Source organism: Klenkia sp. AC732 (genome assembly GCF_979256525.1).
The window spans coordinates 1-23,664 of sequence record NZ_CEEDOS010000018.1 but is presented as its reverse complement, the minus strand read 5'-3'; the positions used below and the strand labels follow the sequence as shown (position 1 = coordinate 23,664).

Sequence of the window (23,664 nt, the reverse complement as noted above, 5' to 3'; positions counted from 1 at the left end):
TTCCGCTGGCAGACTCCTGCGGGTGACCGGGCCCGCGTACGCCGTGCTGGCCGGGAACATCCGCGCCCGGATCATCTCGGGCGAGCTCGCGCCCGGGCAACGGCTGCCCACCGAGCAGGAGCTGTCGGCCGACTTCGGCGTCGGGCGCTCGACCGTGCGCGAGGCGCTGCGGTCACTGGCGTCGCAGGACCTGATCCAGACCACCCGCGGGGTGGCCGGCGGGAGCTTCGTGAGCGTGCCGACGGTCGGGCACCTGTCGGCGCACCTGGAGACCGGCGTGACCCTGATGGCGGCCGCCGAGCGGGTGACGGTCGGGCAGCTGATGTCGTTGCGTCACCTGCTGGAAGTGCCCGCGGCCGGCGAGGCTGCCCGGCACCGGACCGACGAGCAGCTGGAGGACCTCCGGCGGGCGGAGTTCGACCCGGCTGTGTCGACCGGCGAGGCCACCTACTCGGCGAACCAGGACTTCCACCTGGTGCTGCTGCGGGCGACCGGCAACCCGCTGCTGGAGGTCATCACCGCGCCGCTGTTCCGAGTGCTGGCGACGCGGTTCGGCCGTGACCACGCGCCGGACGGGTTTTGGTCATGCGTCGCCGACGACCACGCGGAACTGCACGACCTGGTCGCGGCCCGGGATGCCGACGGGGCGGTCACGGCGATGCGGCGGCACCTGGACCACCTGACCGGCGCGTACCAGCAAATGGACCGGCTCAGCCGCATCTGATGGGTCAGCTTGGGGTGAACGCGGGAGTGATGGGGCCGAGCACGGTCTCGCCCGTCGTCGTCTTGCTGCAACTGGCCGCGGGTGCCACCACGGTTCGCCGCGATCCTGTGATCCAAACGGCCCGAGCTCGTCGACCCCAGGCCGGGCACTTCCTAGGCTCCGCCGATCTAACACCAGTCCGCATGGCCTAATACGGAGGCTCAACGCGCCTTGTCCTTGCGTCCTCACGCGCCCATAGCTCAGCGCCGATCGGTGATGGGCGCAGGACTCCGTCGACCTTGCTTCAGGATGACCGGGGGCCGCGCTGCCTCGCCATAAGTCCCCACAGGCGCTATTTTCACTCGGGTGGTCCGCCTGTTGCACGTCTCCGACATCCACTTCACCAACATGTGGGACACGCACCCTCCTGATGCTGATATTGAGGCACGGGTTCGGGATCTGATGCTGTCCGACATTGCCGCTGTAGCCGAGCAAGTCGGACCCGCCGACGGCATCCTAGTTGTCGGCGACATAGCAAACCGCGGTCTGGCTTCCGAATACGAGAAAGCAGCAACCTTCCTTTCCCATGCGGCAGCCCTCATCTCCTGCAAAGAAGATCAAGTTATATGCGTGCCCGGCAACCATGACGTGAACCGCGGTTCGCAGGATGCGGTACATGGGCTAATTAGAAACTATCTTCGCCAAGTCGATCCTCGGGCTGTCAGCGATAACCTCGCGAGATTTCTGTCTGACCCGTCGACTGGACGCGCGCTGATGGCCCCATTTGACGCATATAACGAGTTTGCGGCGGCGTACCAGTGTGATATCTCTAGCACTACATTTAAGTTCCAGCCCAAGACCTTCTCGCTAACAAATTCGACCCTAGAGATTCACGGCATAAATTCGTCATGGATTTGCGATGGCCAGGAGAATGCCGATGCAGCATCCGACTTGCTCGTTGCTGGTCTCTTTCAGTTTACGAGCCTGATCGAGCGGCCCGATAGCATCAAGATGACTTTGAGCCATCACCCTCCGCGCTGGCTCCGCGACGGTCCGATTCTAGACACTTGGATTTCGAGGGCACACCTTGTGTTGACTGGTCACGAACACGAGAGCGGCTTGACGCAGAAGGTGACTGACGGCCCGCTGTATGTTGCATCCGGTTCCGTGAACCCAACGCGCACCGAGGACGGTTGGCTCCCGGCGTACAACTACCTCGAAATTGATGATGCCGGGAGTCCCGACTATGTGGACGTTGCTATCCATGGTCGGGAATGGACCGCGTCTCGCGCGGGCTTCGGCTATGCTCCAGAAATTGGGGGCGTCCAGAGCTATCGAGTCGCGAAACAACAATCAGCACCCTCATCTAGGGTTGGCGCAGCCCTTGACCCTCTCGCTGGCACAACTGGTGCCGCGAAGGACTCGGCCGGGAATGAAACGTCAACCACGTCGGCGGACATTCCACCGGCCGAACACCCCGAGCCGATCGACACGACGCGCCACGCGCATATCTACTCAATCCTCAGTTCGACGCGGGAGGCGCGAGGTCGTGCTTCCAGGCGCATAGGTCTTGAAGTTCCCGGTCTCGGAGCTAGTCTTGAGGCGGATCTTGCTCTTATTCGCCTGGCGGAGGCGAGTGAGCGACTCCCCGAGTTGGCTGCAGCGATACTTCAGGAGCAATCTCATGGCTAGCCCTGAACTAGCGGCGTGGTTCCGCCGCGTCGAGACTGACGATAAGTCTGACCGCTTAGCCGCTATCGAAATCACCGCTCGGGAGCTGTGCGACGCTCCAGGACTGATAACAGTTTGGGGTCTAACGACCCTCTTCGTGGGTGCCGGTGATGATGAAGCGTTTACAGGTCTTTCTGAGCAACTTCAGCGGCATGATGCTTCCTTTTCTTCAGCCGCAGAGACGGACCTCGAAAGCCGCCTCGTCGCCGGGTGGGTTCTGCACGAGATCCTTCGTAGTAGCGACGATGGAGCTGAGGTCAGCGCGGCGCAGGCTGTGTGTAGCGCACAATGGTCTGGTCATACCTTCGCGAAGGCCGACCTTGCGAACCTCGCGCGTACGCGTCGCCTTGAGCTCTCAGAGACGCTGCGAAAGCGAGAGCCTCTCCACTTCTCGACAGATACCAAGGCAACAGCGGGCCTGGCCGGGCGGCTGACGGACGCAAGTGATCCGGAGTTCGATAAAGACGTAAGGCTCTTAGCAACTACCTTGACTAGTGCAACGAATGCTACGAGCAGGGCCTTCACAGCTCTCCAGCGGCGCATCGAGCGGCGGATGCAGGCTATGGATGAAGAAACAAATCTTTTATGGTGGGCATTCAGTGGGGCAAGCACGATTTTGGAGCAACCCTGGGAACAGGCGCAGCCCGCAGATGCGGCCCTGGTGCTTGGTGTTGAAGCATTTGATCTTATCGAGTTTGCGATAGAGCCTCGATCGCTGGGGGCCGTCATGCGAAGATTGCTCGCACAACATGCCCCCGTAGGAATAACGCTTACTCAGCTAGCGGAATCGGCGGATGCTAATGAGCTCAAAGAAAAGCTCCCCGTCCCGCCGCCAGGGCGCTCAGCATTATTCCCAATTCTGTCTCACGTGCATGGGCGCGCCGATGTCCTTGAATCGGAGCGGAATGGGAAACACCCTCGCAGGGCAGAAGAAGAGAGAACGGCGTTGTCCTTATCGGAGCAACTTGTGAGGGAACTGCTGATGCTCGACCAGTTAGGCTCCGATAATGACTGAGCTAAGCGACGAGGCCGCCTCGGGTCTTTCTGACGACGACATTCTGGGAGGGGTCCAACCTGGACCCATAGTGGAGAATCATCGCGAGTTGAGCACGAGTTCCTCAGCTCTAGACCTCGACCAGTCCCGTGCTGTGCGTAGCGTGAACGGAGCGCGGATGATTCTTCTCTCTGGTGAAGTCAGGGTCGGAAAGTCGACCTTGCTCGCCGAGTTGTGGAATCAATTTATGCTATCGGGTCGACTGGAAGGCCTCACGTTCGCTGGTTCGGTCAATGCATTGGCGTTCGAGCAACGCACCCACATGGCTCGGGTCAAGTCGATGTCTCCGCGCCCAGAAACGCTCCGCACTAGAGAGGAGGATGACGGGTTCCTTCACTTGCGCGTCCGAGAACCGGACGGGCGGCTAGTGGACCTCTTGCTCGCCGATATCTCAGGCGAACACTTCCGTCGGATCCGAGAGGGCAGTCCGATCGACGAAGAGCTGCCGTGGATTGACCGTGTTGACCACGTGAGCATCGTCGTCGATGCTGCGTCTTTCGCGGATGTCACCCGTCGAGAGATTTCAATGAACCAATCGATTCGTCAGATACTTGCGCTTAGAATGTCGAGAAGTTTGAGCCAGGAGTGCGTGTTCACCATCGTAGCTACAAAAACGGATCTGCTGCCCGCGGCTGATGAGGATGCGTTCGGCACCCTGCTCAACCGTCTCGCGCGGAAGCTGGGCGGCGAGTCAACACCGTGTGAGATTGTGAGGACGGCGGCTCGGCCCCGTGGGGAAGCGCCCCGGGGCTTACTCGAGTTGCTGTTGCTGTGGCTTCAAGATGCCCCGGCGCCGGAAGCCAGCTCGTCGGTGTTTCCGGCGAGTCGATCGATTGGCAACTTCTCATGAGTGATGAAGCTGTGATCACCTTTCTCGGCCTGCCGCAAACTGCGAAATCGACTTACCTTGGAACGCTTTGGCAATTGATCCAAGATGACGAGTATACGGAATTATCCGAAATCGACGTGACAGGGGATCGCGCGTATCTGCAGGAACTGGGGATGGCGGTCACCAGCTTCAAGGCGCCCGCGAGAACCGACGTGGATAGCCTTGAGGGCTTGGCGCTAAAGGTCGCCTTAGGCGACGGGCCAACGCTCAGTCTGTCGATTCCAGACTTGTCTGGAGAAACGCTTCGCTTACTGATCGAAGATCGGATTTGGCATAGCAATCTTGAGTCAACGTTGCTCGAGGCAAAAGGTGCCCTCTTATTTCTGCACTCGACTGAGACCGACCAGCCGGTCCCGATTTTTGCGGCACTTTCGCTTGGGGATCCTGCCGCGCCCGAGGGCGGCGGTGAAGCAGTTGCGGGTACTCCTGGGTCGCCCGCCGAGTCGAAGGCCGAAGAGGTAGATTCGGATGACCCGGCAAACGGTGCCCCCCCATTCACCCTTCGACAAGCATGTACCGCGGCAAAGATTGTCGACGCTCTGGAGAACGTTGTCGCTCTGCGACGCGCTGAGGGTGTCAGGGGGCCTCTGAGACTCGCTGTAGTTGTGAGCGCGTGGGACCTTGTTGAGTCTGTCGATTCGCCGTCCGCTTGGGTGGATGCGCACGTGCCTGCGCTGCGCTATTTCTTGGAATCGTCTGTCGACCTCCAGGCTCGGACGTTCGGCGTATCGGCGCAGGGGGGTGATTTGGGCAGGGATATCGACATTCTAAAGACGCATTACAGTGTGTCGTCTAGGGCATATGCCCTCGGTGGGGATGGGCGACCCGTTCCTTTCACCGCCCCTCTCGCTTGGGTTATACAGAATGATCATTGACCAGCTGTACTTCGGTTACGACGAAGGTCATCGGCTTATCGGTGGCTCGGTCGGCCTGTCGTCGAAGACTGTGTCGCGCCTGTTGGGGGCCACGGACACTTACCCCAAAGATGCATCTGAGCGTCTGATCACCGGGCTCTCTTTGCCCGACGACGGCGCCTACGCCTTGGCAGCAACATGGCAGGACCCATCGAGCGCCCGGCCTGGAGCGGTGACTGCTCACGTTCTCATCTGTCCAATAGAGGAGCTTAGCCGAATCGACAACCTGCATTATTTATTCAGATTGTTCGCGCGCCCCGGTGATCCCGTGCGCGGTGGGCGTGTATCTCAGTTGAATGTTGAAACACGCGATTGGAAAGCCGTGCCGGAGATGAACGATCTCGGGGCGCGCTCTGTGTTGGCCGCATTTGCTCCTAGACGTGAACGTGTGGCCAGTTTTCCTCTTGCCCACATTTCGGAGCTAGAGGCGGGTGTAGTCGCGGTGTGGTATGTCGCTTGGCCACGCATTCGTGAGCGGCTCTCGTTTCGAGTCCGTGAGTCCATTCGTAGTCGAGATCCGAAGGCGGACTTCGTAATCACCAGGCGCATCCAGGGCGCGCCTGTAGCTTCAAGCGGGTCAATGACGTTGTTGGAGAAACAGATTGAGGCGGCGGTATGGGCGCCGGACGGCACTGGACCACTGCTCGGCCGCATGGCCAGTGATGTTAGCGAGCCTGAGCTTGTTGGGTATCTTCTGGCGATCGCCGGATCAATGGTGCGGCGGGACGTTCCGCTAGCGCGTAGATTGGTTGATCTATTCGCTGAGTACCCGTTGAATCGGTCACTCATCGAGCGAGAGGTGTTTGGGGCCGCCGCGAACTGGGCGCCAGAATGGGCGTTGTTGCGCGAGTTGATGGTTGCTGACGAGAAGTCTTGGGACCTGGTAGGTCTCGATGTCTATTCGCGGATCATTGCTGAGGCGAAGGAGTCCCGCCTAGACAAGCTGGTAGGAGTGAGTAGTGGTCATTCCCTGAATGGAACGTCGCTACGTGCGGTATCTGATTATCTTGCAACCGATGCGCCCGTCGACGAGTTGCGCGAAGTTCTCGCTGAACCAAACGGGCGGGCAGCGGAGTTGTTCATCCATGGCGTTGCCGCGCGTCTCTCCCTCAAGACGTGGAAAGCGCTGGACGGCGATCAAGTTCGACACATACTGACGAGTGACAAGAATATTGCCACTGTCCGCAAGGCTATTCGCTCGGGGCATGCGGGTGTGGCCATAGAGAAGTTAGGCCCGGAACCGGTATTCGCGCTTGTCGATGGCGATGAAAAGTTGATGCGCGCGCTCGTCCGAAGTGACATCACAGACTCGCACTGGAGTGCATACAGCAGTAGCCTGCTCCTAATGGCAGCGTCTCTTGGCCAGCTTCGGGGTCAAGCTCAAATGGCGGCTGCTTTAGCTGCTCTCGAAGAGGAGCGGTCTCGTATCTCAGCCACTTGGTTGATGGCTTCTGTCGCATGCTTGGTAGATGCGAAGGCAGACACGGGTGCTGTGTTGCAGGTCGTTTTTGGGCCGCTTCACAACGCGATGACTTCAGATACCCTGCCGCAGAGTGCCTGGAAGCGTCTAGGAAAAGTTCTGCCGGAGGCCCATGACCCAGCACTCCGGCTTCGCCGGTTCCTATTATCGACTGCGCGCACCAACGACTGGGGTCGCTCGGAAATGCAACGCGCATTGCGTGACGCGGGGCCGTTCGGGCAGGAATTGGTCAGGGACTTTGATCATAGTGATGATTGGTACATTAGCGTCTTAAAGGTTGTGCGGAAAGTGTTTGGGTATGACCGTTAACGCCCAGCCGGGGCGGCAATCAGGGTTTGATTGGAACGGCGTGCGCATCGTTACGTGCTGATCGATCGGTTAGAAGGAGGCCGTCGAGACATCCGCCCGAGCAGCCCGATCATCGGCGCGTACGGTTCTTACGTCCGCCAATCATTGCTTGGGTCGCCAGAGCTCTATGCCGCTCCGGGCCCGGCGGACGGGCCGGGTGATGCGCTTGGTTTCGTTCACCTGGAATGCATCCGGTGGCGCAAGATGGCACCTTCCCGGAACGATCGCGCGGCGGGGCCGCAACGGGATTACAGTTCCGGGATGTTGGACCCGGAGACTGGTTGGCGCAGCATCGGCGGCTCGGTGACGGCGTGGTTCGACGCGCCGTCCCAGGTGGAGGTTGCGGCGCTGGCCAGCCGTGTCGTGGAGCTTGCGCCCGGCAGCGCCGTCGACGTCCGGGCCGGCGGCGCCCGGGTGCGGCTGGCCTCCGCCGAGCACGCCGCCGCGGTGTCGACGGCGGCCCGTGACCTCGGGCTGACCGCCGATCCCGGACCGCTCCAGCGGCTGGACGTCGTCCTGGAGTCCGCGGACCCGGCAGGCGCGGCCCGGTTCTGGGGGTCGGTGTTCGGGCCCGGTCCCGCAGACCGCGACCCGGCCCTGCTGATCGGGCCGTCCGACGAGCACCGACCGCTGCGCAACCGGATCCACCTGGACGTCGTCCGCCCCGCCCCGGCGGTCGCGGAGCTGGGGCTGGGCGCGGGATCGGGTCCGTACGGCGTCCGACAGGTCGACCCCGAGGGCAACGAGGTCGACCTGCTCCCGGGCGGACCGCTGGGCGACGGCGCCGACGACTGGTGGGCGGTGTTCAGCGCGATGGCCTGCTACCGCACCGACTCACCCGCGCAGCTCGCCGCCGCCGCGGCGGACCTGGTCGCCGGCACCGGCCTGCCGCTGCTCGTCGACGTCCGACCCGGGCTGGTCGTGCTCGACAGCGGCAAGGACCAGTGGGAGGACGGCGTCTGCGCGTCGGCGGCCGACGTCCTCGCGCTGGCCACCCGACTGCAGTCCGCCGCCCACGACCTCGGCGCCGTCGCTGACCCGCGGCTGCCCCGCTTCCTGCAGCTGTTCCTCGACGCCGCCGACGTCGCCGCCGTGCAGGCGTTCTGGACGGCGGTGCTCGGCTACGTCCCCGACGAGCGGCCCGGGCTCACCGAGATCCACGACCCGCGCCGGCTCGGACCGGTGATGGTCTTCCAGCCCCTCGACCCGACCGAGGAGGACCGCCGCCGCCAGCGCAACCGCCTGCACCTCGTGCTGACCGTGCCCGAGGACGCCGTCGGGGACCGGATCGACACCGCTCTAGCGGCGGGCGGCCGGCTGCTCGACGACGGCCGGGTCGCCGACCCCGAGGGCAACGAACTCGTCGTCACCTCGGGCTGAGCGAGGTCAGGAACTCCGCGGAGGCGGCGTCGGTGCGCTCCGCGTCGCCGGTGGTCTGCCGGTCGATCAGCAGCCCGCGGATGACGGCCAGCACCAGCGTGGCCAGCTCCGGGCGCCCGAGGGTGGCCAGCCCCGCTTCGAGCGGGCTGAGCCAGTCGGTGGTGGCCAGCCGCCGGAACTCCGGCCACAGCTGCTGGTCGGCGTCCTCGCGCAAGGGCGAGAACACCCGCAGGAACGGCGCCCCGTCCGGGCCCGAGATGCCGGCCCAGGCGCGGGCCAGGGTGTCGGTGTACGGCTCGTCGGCGCGGGCCCGCAGCAGCCCCTCGTACGCGGCGATCTGACGCTGCCGGGCGCGCTCCAGGACGGACCGCAGCAGCAGGTTGCGGGTGCCGAAGTGGTACAGCAGCATCCGTGCCGACGTGCCGGTGGCCGCGACGAACGGGCCGATCCGGTCGGGCAGGCCGTGGGCGAGCGCGTGGTCGGCGCAGGCATCGAGCAGCTGCTCCCGGATCTCCGGCTGCGGTCGTCGTCCCACGGCCACAGCTTTTCGCGTAACGATCGCTACGTCTAGCGTTCTCGGCGACGGAGTGGACGAGGGCGGGGAGCAGCGATGAGGGTCGTGTTCGTGCACGGGGCGTGCGTCCGGGACGGCGCCTGGTGGTGGCACCGCACCGCGGAGCTGCTGGCCCAGCAGGGAGTCGACAGCGTCGCGCCGGCCCTGCCCAGCTGCGGGGAGACCGGCCAGACCGCCGGCGCCGGCGGACCCGGGTTGCCCGAGGACGCCGCCGCCGTCCGCGCCGTGCTGACCAGCAGCGACGAGCCGACCGTGGTGGTGGCGCACAGCTACGGCGGGATCGTCACCGCCGAGGCCGCCGCCGGGGTGGACACCGTGCGGCATCTGCTGCTCGTCTCCAGCTACCTGCCGGAGGTCGGGCAGTGCCTGGCCGACTTCGGCGGGGACGGCGGTCCGGCCCCCTTCCTGGTCGTCGACCCGGACGCCGGGACCTTCGCCGTCCGGCCCGAGCTGCTGGTGGACACCTTCCTGCAGGACTGCGACGGCTAGGTGCAGCAGCAGGCCGCCGAGCACCTGGCCCGGCAGGGCGTGCAGGTCCTCGGCCAGACCGTCGGGGCGGCCGCGTGGCACGACGTCCCCTCGACCTACCTGGTCTGCGCCGACGACCGGGGGACACCGGCCGAGCGGCAGCGCGAGTTCGCCCGGCGGGCTGGCCGGGTCGTGGAGATGGACGCCGGGCACCACCCGTTCCTCTCCCGACCGGCCGAGGTGTGCGACCTGGTGCTCGGCCTCAGCGGCTGACCACCGGCGGTCGGGCGGTGTGCCAGGAGGTCTGCTCCTGGAACCACAGCCCGGCCGCCAGCAGCACGTCCTCGCCGTCCACCGGCGCGGTCAGCTGCACGCCCACCGGCATCCCGGAGTCCGGGTGCCGGCCCACCGGCAGCGCCAGCGTCGGCCCGGCGTGCAGCGACCACGGGTAGGTCAGCTGGCCCAGCCGCCGGGACACCCGCAGCACGTCGTCCGGGTCGGCCCGCGGCACGTCCACCGGCAGCGTGGGCGTGAGCAGCAGGGCGACGCCGTCCAGCGCCGCGGAGATCCGGTCCTGCAGCGCCTGCCGGGCGCGGACGGCGGACGCCCGCTCGTCGGCGGTGATCGACCGTCCCAGCCCGACCCGGACCAGCGTGTCGGGGTGGAACCGCTCCGGTGCCGTGGCCAGCCGGTCGGCGTGGATCCGGGCCAGGTCGGCGTAGACCAGCGTGTAGACGATGTCCTGCGCCTCGAGCAGGCCCTCGACCTCGAACGGCACGACCTCGGCCCCGAACACCGCCACCGCCGCGTCCACCACCGCCCGGACGCCGGGGTCGACGTCGGTCAGCAGCTGCACCGGCAGCCCGATCCGGCGGGGGGCGGCGGACGCGGGCAGCGCCGCCGTGGAGCCGGTGAGCACCCGCTGCGCCCGGGCCACCAGCGCGACGTCCCGGGCCAGCGGGCCCACGGTGTCGACGTCGTCGCAGACCGGGAAGACGCCGTCCGTCGGGATCGAGCCGATGGTCGGTCGGAGGCCGACCACGCCGCACGCCGACGCCGGCAGCCGGATCGACCCGCCGGTGTCCGTGCCCAGCGCCAGGTCCACCACCCCGGCGGCGACCGCGGCGCCCGAGCCGCCCGACGAACCACCCGGCACCCGGTCGAGGTCCCACGGGTTCCGGCACGGGCCGGCGGCGGAGTTCTGGTTGGTCACCCCGACGGCGAACTCGCTGAGGTTCAGCGTCGCCACCAGCTGGGCGCCGGCAGCGGTCAGCCGCTGCACGACCTCGGCGTCCGAAGCCGGCACCCGGTCGGCGAAGAAGGCGGAACCGCAGGTCGTCGGCCCGCCGGCGACGTCGATGTTGTCCTTCACCCCGAGCCGGATCCCGGAGAAGACGCCGCCCGGGACCGGGGGGCGCTCGACCCGGCGGATCACGGAGTTGGTTCCGGCGTCGTCCATGGGTCCTCCGCGGGTTCGGGGGCTTGCGCGGCTAATCATCAGACGTTTACCGTCCGGCTGTCGAGGGAGGTCTCCAATGGCCACACACCCAGCCGTCCTGGGTCGGTACTTCGAGGACTACGTCGTGGGCGACGTCTACCAGCACCCGCTCGGCCGCACGATCTCCGAGGCCGACAACACCTGGCTGACGATGCTGACGATGAACACCAACCAGCAGCACGTCAACGCGCACCTCGCCGCCCAGAACCCCATTACCGGCGGCCGTGTCATCGTGAACTCGGGGCTGACGATCGCCCTGACGCTGGGCCTGAGCGTGCTGGACATGAGCCAGAACGCGGTGGCGAACCTGGAGATGACCGACGTCCGGCTGACCCACCCGGTCTACGTCGGCGACACCCTCTACGCGGAGAGCCTGTGCACCGGGCTGCGGGCCAGCAGGTCCCGGCCGTACGCGGGCATCGTGTCGATGGTGACCCGCGGGCTGACCTCCGAGGGCGACGAGTGCATCTCGTTCAAGCGGTCGGTCATGGTGGCCACGCGGGAGTCCGGGATCGGGCAGGGGCACTTCCCGCAGGCCAAGACCGGGCCCCTGCAGGACCCGGCAGCATCGGCGCAGCAGGGATGAGGCCGCTGGAGGACGTCCGGATCGTCGCCCTGGAGCAGTACGGCGCCGGCCCGTTCGGCAGCGTGCACCTGGCCGACCTCGGCGCCCAGGTCATCAAGATCGAGGACCCGCGCACCGGCGGCGACATCGGCCGCTACGTCCCGCCCTACGCGGCCGGCGAGGAGTCGCTGTTCTTCGAGACCTTCAACCGCAACAAGCAGAGTCTCAGCCTGGACATCTCCACCCCGGCCGGCCGCGAGGTGTTCGAGGACCTGGTCCGCAGCAGCGACGCCGTCTGGTCCAACCTGCGCGGCGACGTCCCGGCCAAGATCGGCATCCGGTACGCCGACCTCGCCCACCTCAACCCCGCAGTCGTGTGCTGCAGCCTCACCGGCTTCGGGATGACCGGCCCGCGCGCCGCCGAACCCGGCTACGACTACGTGCTGCAGGGCATCGCCGGCTGGATGAGCCTCACCGGTGACCCCGGCGGCCCGCCCACCAAGACCGGGCTGAGCCTCGTCGACTTCTCCAGCGGCTTCGTCGCCGCGCTCTCGCTGATGGCCGGCCTGCACGCCGCCAGGCGGGACGGCGTCGGTGGCGACTGCGACGTCTCCCTCTACGACACCGCCATGTCGCTGCTGACCTACCCGGCCACCTGGGCGCTCAACGCCGGGTACGAACCGGTCCGCACCGTCGACTCCGCGCACCCCTCGCTCGTCCCGTTCCAGGCCTTCGCGGCCAGCGACGGCTGGCTGGTCGTGGGGTGTGCCAAGGAGAAGTTCTGGCAGCGGCTGGTCGCCGTCCTCGGCCGCCCCGACCTGGGGGACGACGAGAGGTTCGCCAGCTTCACCGCCCGCGACGTGCACCGAGCCGAGCTGCTCCCCGAGCTGCGCGGGGAGATCGCGAAGCACCCGGTGGCCCACTGGCTGGCGCTGCTGGCCGCCGCCGGGGTGCCGTCGTCGCCGGTCAACGACGTCCACCAGGCCCTGGCCGACCCGCAGGCCGCCGCCCGCGGGCTGCTGCTGGAGACCGAGCACCCGCACTGGGGCACCGTCCGGCAGGTCGGCAGCCCGGTCCGCTTCGGCGAGCAGCACACCGAGCACCGCCGCGCCCCGCACCGCAACGAGCACCAGCACGAGATCACCGCCGACCTGCTCGGCTACCCACCCGAGAAGGTGGCTGCGCTCGAAGCAGCGGGCGCCTTCGGCGAGACCAGGAGCTGACGTGGACTTCACCCTCAACGAGGAGCAGCGCGACTTCCAGCAGGCGCTGCGCCGCTTCGTCGACCGCGAGATCGTGCCGGTGGCCTCGGAGTGGGAGCGCACCGGCCGCTACCCGACCGAGATCGTCGACCACCTCAAGGCGATGGGCCTGTTCGGCCTGACCACGCCCGAGGAGTTCGGTGGCCTGGCGCTGGACATGGTCAGCTTCACCCTCGTCTACGAGGAGATCAGCCGCGGCTGGATGGGCATCGCCGGCATCCTCGGCAGCCACGGGTTGTCGGCCTGGATGATCGCCGAGCACGGCACCGACGAGCAGAAGCAGCGCTTCCTGCCCAAGCTGGCCACCGGCGAGTGGCGCACCGGCGTCGGCCTCACCGAGCCCGGGGCCGGCACCGACCTGCAGGGCATCGCGACGACGGCGGTCCTGGACGGCGACCACTACGTCGTCAACGGCACCAAGACCTGGATCACCAACGCCCGGCACGCGGACGTGCTGCCCGTCCTGGTGAAGACCGACCCGGCGGCCGAGCCCCGGCACCGCGGCATGTCCCTGCTGCTGGTGGACACGTCGTCGCCAGGGTTCGAGGTCAGCCGGGACCTGGGCAAGCTCGGCTACAAGGGCACCGAGTCCTGCGAGATCTCGCTGGTCGACGTCCGGGTGCCGGCCACCGACCTGCTCGGCGGCGTCGAGGGCCTGGGCATGAAGCAGGCCCTGTCCGGCCTGGAGATCGGCCGGCTCAACATCGCCGGCCGCAGCGTCGGCGTCGCCCAGGCCGCCTACGACGCGGCACTGAAGTACGCGGGCGAGCGCGAGGCGTTCGGCCACCCGATCGCGGAGTTCCAGGCCATCGCGCTCAAGCTCGCCGAGATGGCCACCCAGCTGCAGGCCGCCCGGCTGCTCACCTACTGGGCCGCCTCCAAGGCCGACGCCGGCCAGCGCGTCGACGCCGAGTCCGGCATGGCCAAGGTGTTCGCCTCGGAGACCGCCCTGGCGCTCTCGCTGGAGGCCATGCGGATCCACGGCGGCTACGGCTACTCCACCGAGTTCGTCGTCGAGCGGCTCTACCGCGACGCCCCGCTGATGGCCATCGGCGAGGGCACAAACGACGTGCTGCGCACCGTCATCGCCAAGTCCCTGGTCGCCGGCACCACCGTCGTCGGGTGAGCGTCCGCAGCTGGCTCTACGTGCCCGGCGACCGGCCCGACCGGTTCGACAAGGCCGTGCGCACCGGGGCCGCCGTCGTCCTGGACCTGGAGGACGCCGTCCCGCCCGCCGGCAAGGACGCCGCCCGCGACGCCGTCGTCGAGTGGCTGCACGGCGAGGCCGGGGACGGCGAGGTCTGGGTGCGGGTCAACACCGGCGGCCGCGGCCGGGACGACGTCGACGCCGTCGCCCGGACCCCGCGCCTGACCGGCGTGGTGCTGCCCAAGGCCGGGTCCCCGGCGCTGCTGGACCGGGTGCACGACCAGCTGTCCGCCGCCGAGGCCGCCACCGGCCGCGCCCCGTGCAGCCTGGGCGTCAGCCCGCTGGTGGAGAGCGCCGCCGGCGTGCTCGCCGCGCCCGCGCTGGCCGCCGGCCCACGGGTGCGCTGCCTGCAGCTGGGCGAGGTCGACCTGGCCGCCGACCTCGGCGTCACCCCCGGCCGGGACGGCACCGAGCTGCTGCTGGCCCGCAGCACCGTCGTCCTCGCCTCGGCCGCCGCCGGCATCGCGCCGCCACCGGGCGCGGTGTCCACCGAGTTCCGCGACCTCGACGCCTTCGAGGCGCAGACCAGGGCACTGCTGGCGCTCGGGTTCCGCGGCCGGGCCTGCATCCACCCGGCGCAGGTCGCCGTCGTCGAGCGGGTCTGCCGGCCCAGCGCCGACGAGGTCGCCGCCGCCCGCGACGTGCTCGCCCGGCTCGCGGCGTCCCCGGGGGTGGCCGTCGGCGCCGACGGGAGGCTGCTGGACGAGGCCGTCGCCCGGCAGGCCCGCAGCGCCCTCGCGCTGGCGACCTGACCGGTCAGCCGACGCCCGAGCCGCTGCCCCACAGCGGGTGCTCCGTGACGAGCACGGCGACCACCGCGAGGCCCACGCCGAGCAGCACCCAGGTGGGCCAGGCGGCCGGGCGACCGCCGAGCAACCCGCGGCCCAGCTGGACCGCGCAGACGCTGCCCACGAGCACCGCCCAGGTCAGCAGCACCCAGCCCAGCAGCCACACCAGGGCTCCCAGCGACTCCGGGGCGACCGCCAGGCCACCGAACACGGCCGCCGCCGCACCAGCCAGCACGAGCGTCACGACGGCAGCCACCGGCGCGGCACCGACCTGCGAGGGGCCGGCCACGGTGGTCTCGGACACGCGCGCAGGCTAGGGCGCCGCGCCGACGGGCAGCGAGGGCCTGGGCGCCGCGGTCCGTAGCCTGCGTCAGTGACCGATCGGCCCGCCGTCCCCCGGCACGGCTGGGGGCGACTGCCCGAGAAGGCCCGGCGCGCCGTCTCCGGCACCGGACCGCCCACCGAGCCGCTCGCGCTGCGGGCCCGGCCCAGCGGTGTCGACGCCGAGACCGCGCGCTCCGCGCTGGGGCTGGCGTTGCGGATCGGGGAGTCGATGATGGCCGTCGGCGCCTCGGCCGCCGACGTCACGGCCACCGTGCTGCGGGTCGCCGCCGCCTACGGGCTCACCGACTGCCAGGTGGACATGACGTTCACCTCGCTGACCATCGGGCACGACCCCGACGGGCTGCCCCCGGTCGTGCTGATGCGCATCGTCCGCCCGCGCGGCGTCGACTACACCCGGCTGCAGGGCATCACCGACCTCGCCGCCCGGGTCACGGGCGACCGGCTGGACCTCGAGGAGGCCCACCGCAGCCTGGACGACGTGCTGGCCGCCCCGCACCCCTACCGGCGGCAGATCCACGCCCTCGGCTGGTCTGGGGTCGCCGGCTGCGTCGCGTTCCTGCTCGGCGGGGACTGGCTGGTCGCCCTGGTCGCCGCGGTCACCACCGCCGTCGTCGAGCGCACCATCCGCGCGCTGAACCGCCGCGGGCTGCCGGTGTTCTTCCAGCAGGCCGCGGGCGCCGCGATCGCCACCGGGACGGCGGTGCTGCTCGTGGTCGCCGGGGTCGACGTCCGGGCGTCGCTGGTGGTCGCCGCCGGCATCGTCGTGCTGCTGGCCGGGCTGTCGCTGGTCGGCGCCGCGGAGGACGCGATCAGCGGGTTCCCGGTCACCGCGGCCGCCCGGGCCTTCGAGGTGGTCACGCTGACCACCGGCATCGTCGTCGGCATCGCGGGTGTGCTGGACCTGGCCCAGCGCTGGGAGGTGCCGCTGCGGGTGGTCGACCCCGCCACGGTGACCGTGCCCTTCGGGATCACGCTGGTCGCCGCGGCCGTCATGGGTGGCGCCTGGGCGCTGGCCTCCTACGCCCGGCCGCGGGCCATCGCCGTCGCCGTGCTCTCCGGTGCGCTGGCCTGGACGACGTCGTCGGTCGCCGCCGGGCTCGGTGGCGGGGCGGCCGTGACCAGCGCCGCCGCGGCCGTGGTCGTCGGCTTCTGCGGAGAGGCCCTCGGCGACCGGCTCCGCGTCCCGGCCCTGCTGGTCGCGGTCTGCGGCATCGTGCCCCTGCTGCCCGGCCTGGCCATCTACCGCGGGCTGTTCGCCGTCGTCGTGGACGGCGACGTGGCCGGCGGCGCCTCCGGACTCGTGGGTGCCGCCGCCGTCGGCCTCGCCCTGGCCGCCGGGGTCGTGCTCGGCCGCTACCTGGGCCGACCGCTGGGCGGGCGGCTGGACCGGTTCGAGCGGCGGGTGCGCCGCCGGGCTGCCCTCAGCGAGTGAGCGTTCCCGGCGGGCCGCCGTCGCACTACGCTTCTCGTCGTCCGGCAGCCGTCCGGCGACGGTGTCCGTGGGGGAGGACCGCATGACGTCTCGGGAACGCCCTGCGCTGGCGCTGGACGACACCTCGCGGGCCATCATCGAGCAGCTCCAGCAGGACGGTCGCCGTCCCTACGCGCGGATCGCCGAGGCCGTGGGGCTGAGCGAGGCCGCCGTCCGGCAGCGGGTGCAGCGGCTCCTGGACGCCGGGGTCATGCAGATCGTCGCCGTCACCGACCCCCGGCAGGTCGGCTTCCCCCGCCAAGCCATGGTCGGCATCCGCACCCACGGCGACACCCGGGTCGTCGCCGACGCGCTCGCCGCCTTCGACGAGGTCGACTACGTGGTCATCTCCGCCGGCTCGCTGGACCTGCTGGTCGAGGTGGTCTGCGCCGACGACGAGCAGCTGCTGGACACCGTCAGCCGGATCCGCGCCGTCGACGGCGTCGAGTCCACCGAGACCTTCCTGTACCTGGGCCTGCGGAAGCAGACCTACGCCTGGGGCACCCGGCGGGCCGACGGTGGGGACCCGCCCGTCCTGTGAGGACGGTGTGCGGCGCACAGTCCCGGCACACGCAGGCGTGACGTACTGACCTCCTCACCGGAGGAGACACGACGTGCCCGAGACCCTGTTCGGCCTGCCCGCCCACCCGCTGATCGTGCACGCGACGGTCGTGCTCGTCCCGCTCGGCGCGCTGCTCGTCCTGCTGCACGCCCTCTGGCCTGCCGCCCGGCGCCGGCTGGGGATCGTGACCCCGCTCGTCGCACTCGTCGGCCTGGTGCTCACCCCGTTGTCGACGGCGAGCGGGGAGGACCTGGAGCGGATGGTCGGGCGCAGTTCGCTCATCGAGGCGCACTCCGAGCTCGCCGACGGCCTGCTGCCCTGGATGGTGGCGCTGTTCGTCATGGCCGTGGTCGTCCACCTGCTCGGTCGCCGTCCCGCCGGAGCGCGCCGGGTCGTTGGTCTGGTCGCCGCGGTGCTGGCCGTCATCGCGGTCGTCGGTGTCACCCAGCAGGTGGTCCGGATCGGGCACTCGGGGGCCGAGGCCACCTGGTCCGACGTGTCCTCCGGCGGGACGGCAGACGGCGACTGAGCGCAGCCTGACCATGCTGGTCGGGGCCCGGGGATCGACCTACATTCGCCCCCGTGAGCCTCGACGAACCCGCCGCACCGGTCGGCACCCACCCCGCCGAACCGCACGCCGGGGCGCTGGGCACCCGGCTGAACTGGCTGCGCGCCGGCGTCCTGGGCGCCAACGACGGGATCGTGTCGACCGCCGGGCTGGTCGTCGGCGTCGCGGGGGCGACCACTGCCCACGCGCCGGTGCTCACCGCCGGGGTCGCCGGCCTGGTCGCCGGGGCGGTCTCCATGGCGCTGGGTGAGTACGTGTCGGTGAGCAGTCAGCGCGACAGCGAGCAGGCGCTGCTGGACAAGGAGCGGGTCGAGCTCGCCGAGATGCCCGAGCAGGAGCTCGCCGAGCTGGCCGCCATCTACGAGTCCAAGGGCCTGTCCCCGCAGACCGCCCGCACGGTCGCCGAGGAGCTGACCGCCGAGGACGCCTTCGCCGCGCACGTCGAGGCCGAGCTGGGCATCGACCCCGACGAGCTGACCAACCCCTGGCACGCCGCGGGCGCCTCCGCGGTGGCCTTCACCGTCGGCTCCCTGCTGCCGCTGGCCGCGATCCTGCTGCCCCCGGCCGGCGCCCGGGTGCCGGTGACCTTCGTGGTCGTGCTGCTCGCGCTGGCGCTGACCGGGGTGCTCAGCGCCCGGCTGGGCGGTGCCCCGGTGCGGCCGGCCGTCGTCCGGCTGGTCGCCGGTGGGGCGCTGGCGATGGCGGTGACCTTCGCGATCGGGGCGCTGGTCGGCGGGATCGGGCTCTGACGTGGGTGACCCTGCTGCCGTCGCCCGGCGCTGGCGCGCCTTCGCCGACCACGAGGCCCCGGTCCGCTCCCCGCACTACGCGGCCCTGGCCACCGGGGTCGCTGCCGACCCGGACCTGCTTGCCTTCCTGGCCGCCCTGCCTCCGCTCAAGCGCCAGCCCAACCTGCTGCTCGGCGTCCTGACCCTGCTGCACGACCGGCCACCGGCGGACGACGCCGAGCTCCGCGCCTGGGTGCTGGACGACGTCGACCGGGTGCGCACCGAGGTGCTCGCCCGCGCCACCCAGACCAACGAGCCCGCCCGCTGCGCGGCCCTGCTGCCCGCGCTGGCGGGGCTGCCCGGACCGCTCGCGCTGATCGAGGTCGGCGCCTCCGCCGGGCTGTGCCTGTACCCGGACCGGTACGCCTACGACTACCGCCCCGGTGGCCGGCTGGGGGAGTCCGAGCTGGTCATCGGGTGCGAGGTGACCGGGGCACCGCCGTTGCCCGCCCGGCTGCCCGAGGTCGCCGTCCGGGTGGGGATCGACCTGAACCCGCTGGACCCGGTCGCGGACGGCGCCTGGCTGCGCGCGCTGGTCTGGCCGGGTCCCGGCCACGACGAGCGGGTCGCCCGGCTGTCCGCCGCCGCGGCGGTCGCCGGTCGGGAGCCGGCCCGGATGGTCACTGGGGACCTGCTCGAGGTGCTGCCCGACGCCGTCGCCTCGCTGCCCGCCGGGGTGACGCCGGTGGTCTTCCACACCGCGGTGCTGACCTACCTGCCCGCGGCCGGCCGGTCGGCGTTCGTCGAGCTGGTGCGGTCGCTGCCGGTGCACTGGGTGTCCCAGGAGGGGCCCGAGGTGTTCACCGAGCTCGCCGTGCCGCCGCACCCCGCCACCGACGAGCGCTTCCTGCTCGCCGTCGACGGGACGCCGGTCGCCTGGACCGCCCCGCACGGCGGCTCCCTCGACTGGCTCGGCTGACGAGCGCCGCCGGGGGTCAGGGGGTCGGGTCGGTGCTGCGCGCCTGCTCGGGACGGCGCGGGGTGGGGACGGCGCGAACGGGCACCGCGGCGCTGCGGGTGCTGACCAGCACCGCGGCCGGGGCGTCGGGGTCCGGCGTCGCCGTCCAGGTGTCCGACCAGTCCTGGCCGTCGACGGTGCGGGTGCGGTGGTCGCTGCGCCCGGGCGGGAACCAGGCCCCGAACGTCGTCCCGGCCGGCGGGTGCAGGCGCATCCGGTGCGGGTGGACACCGGCCCGGGCGGTCATCAGGTCGACGGCGGCGAAGACCAGTGCCGCCGGGTCCGCGTGCCCCGTGGACGCCGGCAGACCCGTCCCCCGGACCGTCGCCGACCACCGGCCCGACCGCTGCACGCAGTCGACCTCCCACGCCACCCAGGACGTACCGCTCACGCCGCCACTCACCCCGTGATCGTTTCTGGCGACCACCGGTCTCGGATCGCCCCGACGAATCTAACCAGCGCATCGCCGCGGTGGGTCACGAGTCGGTGACGGTCCGAGCACCGCGTCCGTGCAGGTGAGGTGGTTGCACCGCACACCTGTGCCCACGGGTGGCTGCCGGCTGCTCCTCGTCCAGGAGGTGGGCGTCACCCACCCGCCCGGGTCACGTCACGGCGTCTCGGGCGGGCACACGAGCGGCCGGGCTGTTCTACTGATCACGGGTTCCCCGAGGGAGATGACGAGGTCGAGGTGGGTGTGGCGCTGTCGTTCGTGGCCGCTGCGCGCTCGCACACCGGTCCCCGCCCCGACAACCAGGACTCCGGGCTCGCCGCGCCGTCCCTGATCGCGGTGGCCGACGGGGTCGGCGGCAACGTCGGCGGCGCCGTCGCGTCGTCCCTGGTGGTGTCCTGGTTGGCCCCCCTGGGCCGCGGCACCCTGGACGACGAGCCCGACGGCGGCCTGGCCCAGGTCGTGTCCGGGGCCAACGAGCGCATCCGCGCCGCCGTCGGCCAGCGCCCCCGCCTGGAGGGCATGGCCACCACCATGTCGGCCATCGGCGTCGTGGGCGACCACGGCGTGCTCGCCCACATCGGCGACTCCCGGGCCTACCGCTACCGCGCCCCCGAGCTGGTGCAGCTCACCCGCGACCACACGCTGGTCCAGGCGCTCATCGACGCCGGCAGCATCACCGAGGAGGAGGCGCTGGTCCACCCCCAGCGCTCCGCCGTCTACGCCGCCCTGCACGGCGGCACCGACGACACCGAGGGCCTCGAGGTGCACTGGGTGGACGTCGTCCCCGGCGACCGGCTGCTGGTGTGCTCCGACGGCCTGTCCGGCGCGCTCTCCCCGCAGACCATCGCCGAGCACCTCGCGCTGGCCGAGAACCCCGACCAGGCTGCCGCCACCCTGCTGGGCGCGGCACTGGCCGCCCCCGCCTCGGACAACGTCACCGTCGTGGTCGCCGACGTGGTCGCCGGGCCCGTGCTGCCGGCCCGGCACCGCACCGTCGGCGCCGCGGGCAGCGGGCGCGACGAGACCCTGGAGGCCCTCGAGGCGCTCTGGCCCGGCCCCTCGACCGGCGCCTTCCGGCCGGTCGCCGGCGCCGCGGGGTCCGCCGGCAGCTGATCCCGCCCCACCCGTCACCCCTGCGGGTGGGTCCCGGCGCGCCGACTCCAGGTCCGGACCGACCGGTCCGACAGTGAGCGCGTGACCACGCTGCTCGACGGACCGCGCACGTCGACCCCGCCCGGGGCCCCCGACACCGACGCCGTCACCCTGCTGCCCGGACGGGCCGCCCTGCTCGACGTCCTCGCACTCCGCCGACCCGTCGCCGGGTCCGCCGTCTCCGGGCTGGTGGTCCTCGGGCTGGTCCGCGACACGGCACCGCTGGGCGCCGGCACCCTGGTCGCCGTCTCCGACGCGCTCGCCGGCGTCCTGCTCGAGGGCGAGTGGCTGGCCCGCTGCGGGCCGGCCGAGTTCGCCGTCGTCACCGACGACGTCCCCGAGGACGCCGCCACCCGGCTGCTGGGCGCCCTCGAGGTCCCGGCGGCCGCCGGGGTCAGCCCCGTCGTCCCCGGCCGGGACGCCGTCGAGGTGCTCCGGCTGGCCGCGCTCGGCCTGGCCATCGCCCGCGTCGGCGCCCCCGGACGGGCCGTCCGCTACCCCTGAGCCGCCGGCTCAGTGGCAGTGCGAGCCCTTCGACGGCGGCACGTCCAGGGTGGGGTTGCGGTCGAAGAAGCCGCTGGGCTTGAGCTCGAACCGGACGATGTCCACCGGCATCACCGGCCAGTCCTCCACCCGCGGCACGTGGTGGATGCCGAACACGTGCCACAGGACGACGTCGGTGGCCTCGGTGGACCGCTGCGACTTCGTCCACTCCGGCAGTCCGGCGTCCCGCGAGCTCTGGTTGCAGAACTCCCCGGCCGGCCAGCGCTCCTCGCGGTCGTAGGGCGTCACCCAGACGGTGTGCTCGACGAGGCCGGCGCGCTGCACCAGCGGTGACTCCGGGCCCGCCAGTGCGGGGATCGCCGCTCCGGGGGACAGCTTGTAGGCCGTCGGCGTGCCCCAGGCGTTGGTCTTCTCCGCACTGGTCACCTTCCAGGCCCGCTGCGAGGCCCAGTCGGGGTCGAAGCCGCCCTCGGTGGTGATCGGCGTCGACTTCTGGGTCAGCGCCAGGCCGTAGGGGTTCCGCTCGCCGACCGGCAGCGCCTCGGTGTGCGTCTGGACGACGGTGTTGGCCGGCCCGTCGACCTCCATGTCCAGCCGCGCCACGATGAAGTGCTGGTGGATCGGGGCGTAGGTGTGGTCGTCGACGACGGTGCCGTGCGGCGGCGGGCCGTCCTCGAACGCCGAGGTCACCATGATCCCGGTCGCCCGGACCTCGCACTCGATCTGGCCGTCCTGGTAGAAGCGCCAGTAGACGAGGTACTCGTAGTTGGCGACGGTCGCGTGGAAGCTGACCACCAGCCGGCGGGAGCGGCGGACCTCGGCGCCGGCGTTCTCGTCGACGTGCTTCCACAGGACGCCGTCGTCCTCCTCGTGGATGCAGATCGCGTTCTTGATCGTGTACGGCTCGGCGTGGCTGTCGTGCAGCACGGCGTCGACGTAGGTGATCTCGCCCAGGCAGTCGCAGCCCAGCTCCAGGCTCGTCGTCATGAAGCCCAGGCCCCACTCGCCGATGTCGAAGGCGGTGCGGCGGTAGTGGTCCTCACCGGGGTCGCGGTAGGGCACGACCATCTCGGCGAAGCTCATCCGGTGCGCGACCGAGCGCCCGTCGATGCCCACGCGGTGCAGCACGAGGCCCTCGCGGTGGTTGAACCCGATCCGCATCGACCAGCCCAGCCAGGTCAGCTCGTTGCCCTCCAGGGTGAAGGAGACGCCCTCGGGCTGGGTGACCTCGAAGGCCTTGACGTCCTGACGCTGCACCAGGCCGGGGACGAGGGCGGGCACGTACTCGCCCATCGCTCCGGTCGGGGCGGCCACCGAGAAGGTGTCCTCGACGTCGAGGAGCTCCATGGTGTTGAGGTCCACCACGTGGTGCAGGCCGTTGACCGGGTGGGCGTAGGGGTTGCCGTTCTTCGTGGCGCGCACCCAGACGTCGGTCCAGCCGACCCGGCGGTCGGCGAACTGCTGCGGGATCAGCGAGTGCCCGTAGGCCCAGGTGTCGATGAGCACCAGGTCCAGGTCGGTGATGCCGCGGGCGGCCAGCGACTCGACGACGCGGGGCTCGGCGATCAGCGCGACGTGCGCCTCGTGCCACTCGTCGACGGTCATGTTGGGCTGCTCGCCGGGCACCGGCGTCCACTCCAGGACGGCGTCGTCGGTGAGCGACACGACCGCCTTGTAGGCGGCGTTCGCGGCCCGGTCGAAGCAGGTGACCAGCGCCTCCCGCGGGTTCGGGTCACCGGGCTGCCAGCTGCGGACGACGTCCTTGGCGGGCTCGCGGAGCTCGATGTTCGCGAAGCGCCAGCCCTCGGCGACGCCCTTGTCGCGGCGCAGCACGGCGGCGGCCGCGCGGAACTCCTCGGCGGACAGCGGGTCCAGCGGGTGGGCGGTGGGGGTCGCGCTGGTCATGAGGTCGCTCCGTGGGGTCGGTCGGGTCGGCGGAGTGCGAGGACGTCGAGCAGGGCGGCCCGTCCGGGCAGCAGGGTGACGGCGTCGGTGTCGGGGGCC

Annotated in this window: 23 protein-coding genes and 1 pseudogene; 19 read left to right on the top strand and 5 right to left on the bottom strand. The window is 70.3% G+C overall.

Going from position 1 to position 23,664, the window contains the following annotated elements; genetic code table 11:
• Positions 1-22 precede the first annotated feature (22 nt).
• The 7 genes from AC0IVP_RS10515 (at position 23) to AC0IVP_RS10485 (ending at position 8,499) form a co-directional block, all read left to right on the top strand.
• Complete coding sequence (locus tag AC0IVP_RS10515) at positions 23-724, top strand: FadR/GntR family transcriptional regulator (protein WP_471756459.1); 702 nt, start codon at positions 23-25, stop codon at positions 722-724.
• Positions 725-1,069: 345 nt separating this feature from the next.
• A complete protein-coding gene (locus tag AC0IVP_RS10510) occupies positions 1,070-2,395 on the top strand; it encodes a metallophosphoesterase family protein (protein ID WP_471756457.1) in 1,326 nt (441 codons plus the stop codon).
• A complete protein-coding gene (locus AC0IVP_RS10505; RefSeq protein ID WP_471756455.1) occupies positions 2,388-3,449 on the top strand; it encodes a GTPase-associated system all-helical protein GASH in 1,062 nt (353 codons plus the stop codon). Before AC0IVP_RS10510 ends, AC0IVP_RS10505 begins: the two co-directional genes overlap by 8 nt.
• Positions 3,442-4,338, top strand: a complete 897-nt coding sequence (locus AC0IVP_RS10500) for a TRAFAC clade GTPase domain-containing protein (protein ID WP_471756453.1) — start codon at positions 3,442-3,444, stop codon at positions 4,336-4,338. The genes AC0IVP_RS10505 and AC0IVP_RS10500 overlap by 8 nt, the downstream gene beginning before the upstream one ends.
• A gap of 11 nt (positions 4,339-4,349) precedes the next feature.
• Complete coding sequence (locus AC0IVP_RS10495; protein ID WP_471756451.1) at positions 4,350-5,252, top strand: TRAFAC clade GTPase domain-containing protein; 903 nt, start codon at positions 4,350-4,352, stop codon at positions 5,250-5,252.
• Positions 5,242-7,080 (top strand): GAP1-N1 domain-containing protein, encoded by a 1,839-nt coding sequence (locus AC0IVP_RS10490; RefSeq protein WP_471756449.1) that lies wholly within the window; start codon positions 5,242-5,244, stop codon positions 7,078-7,080. Before AC0IVP_RS10495 ends, AC0IVP_RS10490 begins: the two co-directional genes overlap by 11 nt.
• A 300-nt stretch (positions 7,081-7,380) precedes the next feature.
• Positions 7,381-8,499 carry a VOC family protein gene (locus AC0IVP_RS10485; protein ID WP_471756447.1) on the top strand — a complete coding sequence of 373 codons (1,119 nt, stop codon included), beginning with the start codon at positions 7,381-7,383 and terminating at the stop codon, positions 8,497-8,499.
• Here AC0IVP_RS10485 and AC0IVP_RS10480 read toward each other — a convergent pair.
• Entirely contained in the window at positions 8,486-9,034 is a 549-nt protein-coding gene (locus AC0IVP_RS10480; protein ID WP_471756445.1) for a TetR/AcrR family transcriptional regulator, read from the bottom strand. The genes AC0IVP_RS10485 and AC0IVP_RS10480 overlap by 14 nt on opposite strands.
• A 75-nt stretch (positions 9,035-9,109) precedes the next feature.
• On the opposite strand from AC0IVP_RS10480, the pseudogene AC0IVP_RS10475 reads away from it, so the two are divergent.
• Positions 9,110-9,814: pseudogene (locus AC0IVP_RS10475) on the top strand (alpha/beta fold hydrolase).
• Here the strand turns inward: AC0IVP_RS10475 and AC0IVP_RS10470 are convergent.
• Positions 9,804-11,000, bottom strand: coding sequence for an amidase (locus AC0IVP_RS10470; RefSeq protein ID WP_471756443.1), 1,197 nt, complete (start codon positions 10,998-11,000; stop codon positions 9,804-9,806). The pseudogene AC0IVP_RS10475 and the gene AC0IVP_RS10470 sit on opposite strands and share 11 nt — an antisense overlap.
• 76 nt (positions 11,001-11,076) lie before the next feature.
• Here AC0IVP_RS10470 and AC0IVP_RS10465 point away from each other — a divergent pair, with 76 nt between their 5' ends.
• The 4 genes from AC0IVP_RS10465 to AC0IVP_RS10450 are packed head-to-tail and all read left to right on the top strand — an operon-like array spanning position 11,077 to position 14,825.
• Positions 11,077-11,625 (top strand): MaoC family dehydratase, encoded by a 549-nt coding sequence (locus AC0IVP_RS10465; RefSeq protein ID WP_471756441.1) that lies wholly within the window; start codon positions 11,077-11,079, stop codon positions 11,623-11,625.
• On the top strand, positions 11,622-12,827 hold the full coding sequence (locus tag AC0IVP_RS10460) for a CaiB/BaiF CoA transferase family protein (RefSeq protein ID WP_471756439.1): 1,206 nt from the start codon (positions 11,622-11,624) through the stop codon (positions 12,825-12,827). The genes AC0IVP_RS10465 and AC0IVP_RS10460 overlap by 4 nt, the downstream gene beginning before the upstream one ends.
• 1 nt (position 12,828) lies before the next feature.
• Positions 12,829-13,992, top strand: a complete 1,164-nt coding sequence (locus AC0IVP_RS10455; protein ID WP_471756437.1) for an acyl-CoA dehydrogenase family protein — start codon at positions 12,829-12,831, stop codon at positions 13,990-13,992.
• Positions 13,989-14,825: an HpcH/HpaI aldolase/citrate lyase family protein gene (locus tag AC0IVP_RS10450; protein WP_471756435.1), complete on the top strand. Its 837-nt coding sequence runs from the start codon at positions 13,989-13,991 to the stop codon at positions 14,823-14,825. Before AC0IVP_RS10455 ends, AC0IVP_RS10450 begins: the two co-directional genes overlap by 4 nt.
• Positions 14,826-14,829: 4 nt before the next feature.
• On the opposite strand, the gene AC0IVP_RS10445 is transcribed toward AC0IVP_RS10450, so the two are convergent.
• Positions 14,830-15,165 (bottom strand): hypothetical protein, encoded by a 336-nt coding sequence (locus AC0IVP_RS10445; RefSeq protein ID WP_471756433.1) that lies wholly within the window; start codon positions 15,163-15,165, stop codon positions 14,830-14,832.
• 69 nt (positions 15,166-15,234) lie between these two features.
• Here AC0IVP_RS10445 and AC0IVP_RS10440 point away from each other — a divergent pair, with 69 nt between their 5' ends.
• The 5 genes from AC0IVP_RS10440 to AC0IVP_RS10420 all read left to right on the top strand — a co-directional run bounded on the left by AC0IVP_RS10440 (position 15,235) and on the right by AC0IVP_RS10420 (position 19,514).
• Positions 15,235-16,638, top strand: coding sequence for a threonine/serine exporter family protein (locus tag AC0IVP_RS10440; protein ID WP_056295170.1), 1,404 nt, complete (start codon positions 15,235-15,237; stop codon positions 16,636-16,638).
• Positions 16,639-16,720: 82 nt separating this feature from the next.
• Positions 16,721-17,218 carry an Lrp/AsnC family transcriptional regulator gene (locus tag AC0IVP_RS10435; protein ID WP_471756431.1) on the top strand — a complete coding sequence of 166 codons (498 nt, stop codon included), beginning with the start codon at positions 16,721-16,723 and terminating at the stop codon, positions 17,216-17,218.
• Positions 17,219-17,291: 73 nt separating this feature from the next.
• Positions 17,292-17,768 carry a DUF2231 domain-containing protein gene (locus tag AC0IVP_RS10430; RefSeq protein WP_056295165.1) on the top strand — a complete coding sequence of 159 codons (477 nt, stop codon included), beginning with the start codon at positions 17,292-17,294 and terminating at the stop codon, positions 17,766-17,768.
• Positions 17,769-17,821: 53 nt separating this feature from the next.
• A complete protein-coding gene (locus AC0IVP_RS10425) occupies positions 17,822-18,556 on the top strand; it encodes a VIT1/CCC1 transporter family protein (RefSeq protein ID WP_471756429.1) in 735 nt (244 codons plus the stop codon).
• Position 18,557: 1 nt separating this feature from the next.
• A complete protein-coding gene (locus AC0IVP_RS10420; RefSeq protein WP_471756427.1) occupies positions 18,558-19,514 on the top strand; it encodes a DUF2332 family protein in 957 nt (318 codons plus the stop codon).
• A gap of 16 nt (positions 19,515-19,530) precedes the next feature.
• On the opposite strand, the gene AC0IVP_RS10415 is transcribed toward AC0IVP_RS10420, so the two are convergent.
• The gene (locus tag AC0IVP_RS10415; RefSeq protein ID WP_471756425.1) at positions 19,531-19,944 is read right to left on the bottom strand and encodes a hypothetical protein; all 414 of its coding nucleotides are present in this window, start codon (positions 19,942-19,944) and stop codon (positions 19,531-19,533) included.
• Positions 19,945-20,247: 303 nt separating this feature from the next.
• Here AC0IVP_RS10415 and AC0IVP_RS10410 point away from each other — a divergent pair, with 303 nt between their 5' ends.
• Complete coding sequence (locus AC0IVP_RS10410) at positions 20,248-21,117, top strand: PP2C family protein-serine/threonine phosphatase (protein WP_162245562.1); 870 nt, start codon at positions 20,248-20,250, stop codon at positions 21,115-21,117.
• A gap of 81 nt (positions 21,118-21,198) precedes the next feature.
• The gene (locus tag AC0IVP_RS10405) at positions 21,199-21,660 is read left to right on the top strand and encodes a hypothetical protein (RefSeq protein ID WP_471756423.1); all 462 of its coding nucleotides are present in this window, start codon (positions 21,199-21,201) and stop codon (positions 21,658-21,660) included.
• 9 nt (positions 21,661-21,669) lie between these two features.
• Here AC0IVP_RS10405 and AC0IVP_RS10400 read toward each other — a convergent pair whose 3' ends face one another.
• Positions 21,670-23,565, bottom strand: a complete 1,896-nt coding sequence (locus AC0IVP_RS10400; protein WP_471756421.1) for a primary-amine oxidase — start codon at positions 23,563-23,565, stop codon at positions 21,670-21,672.
• Between the last annotated feature and the right edge of the window lie 99 nt (positions 23,566-23,664).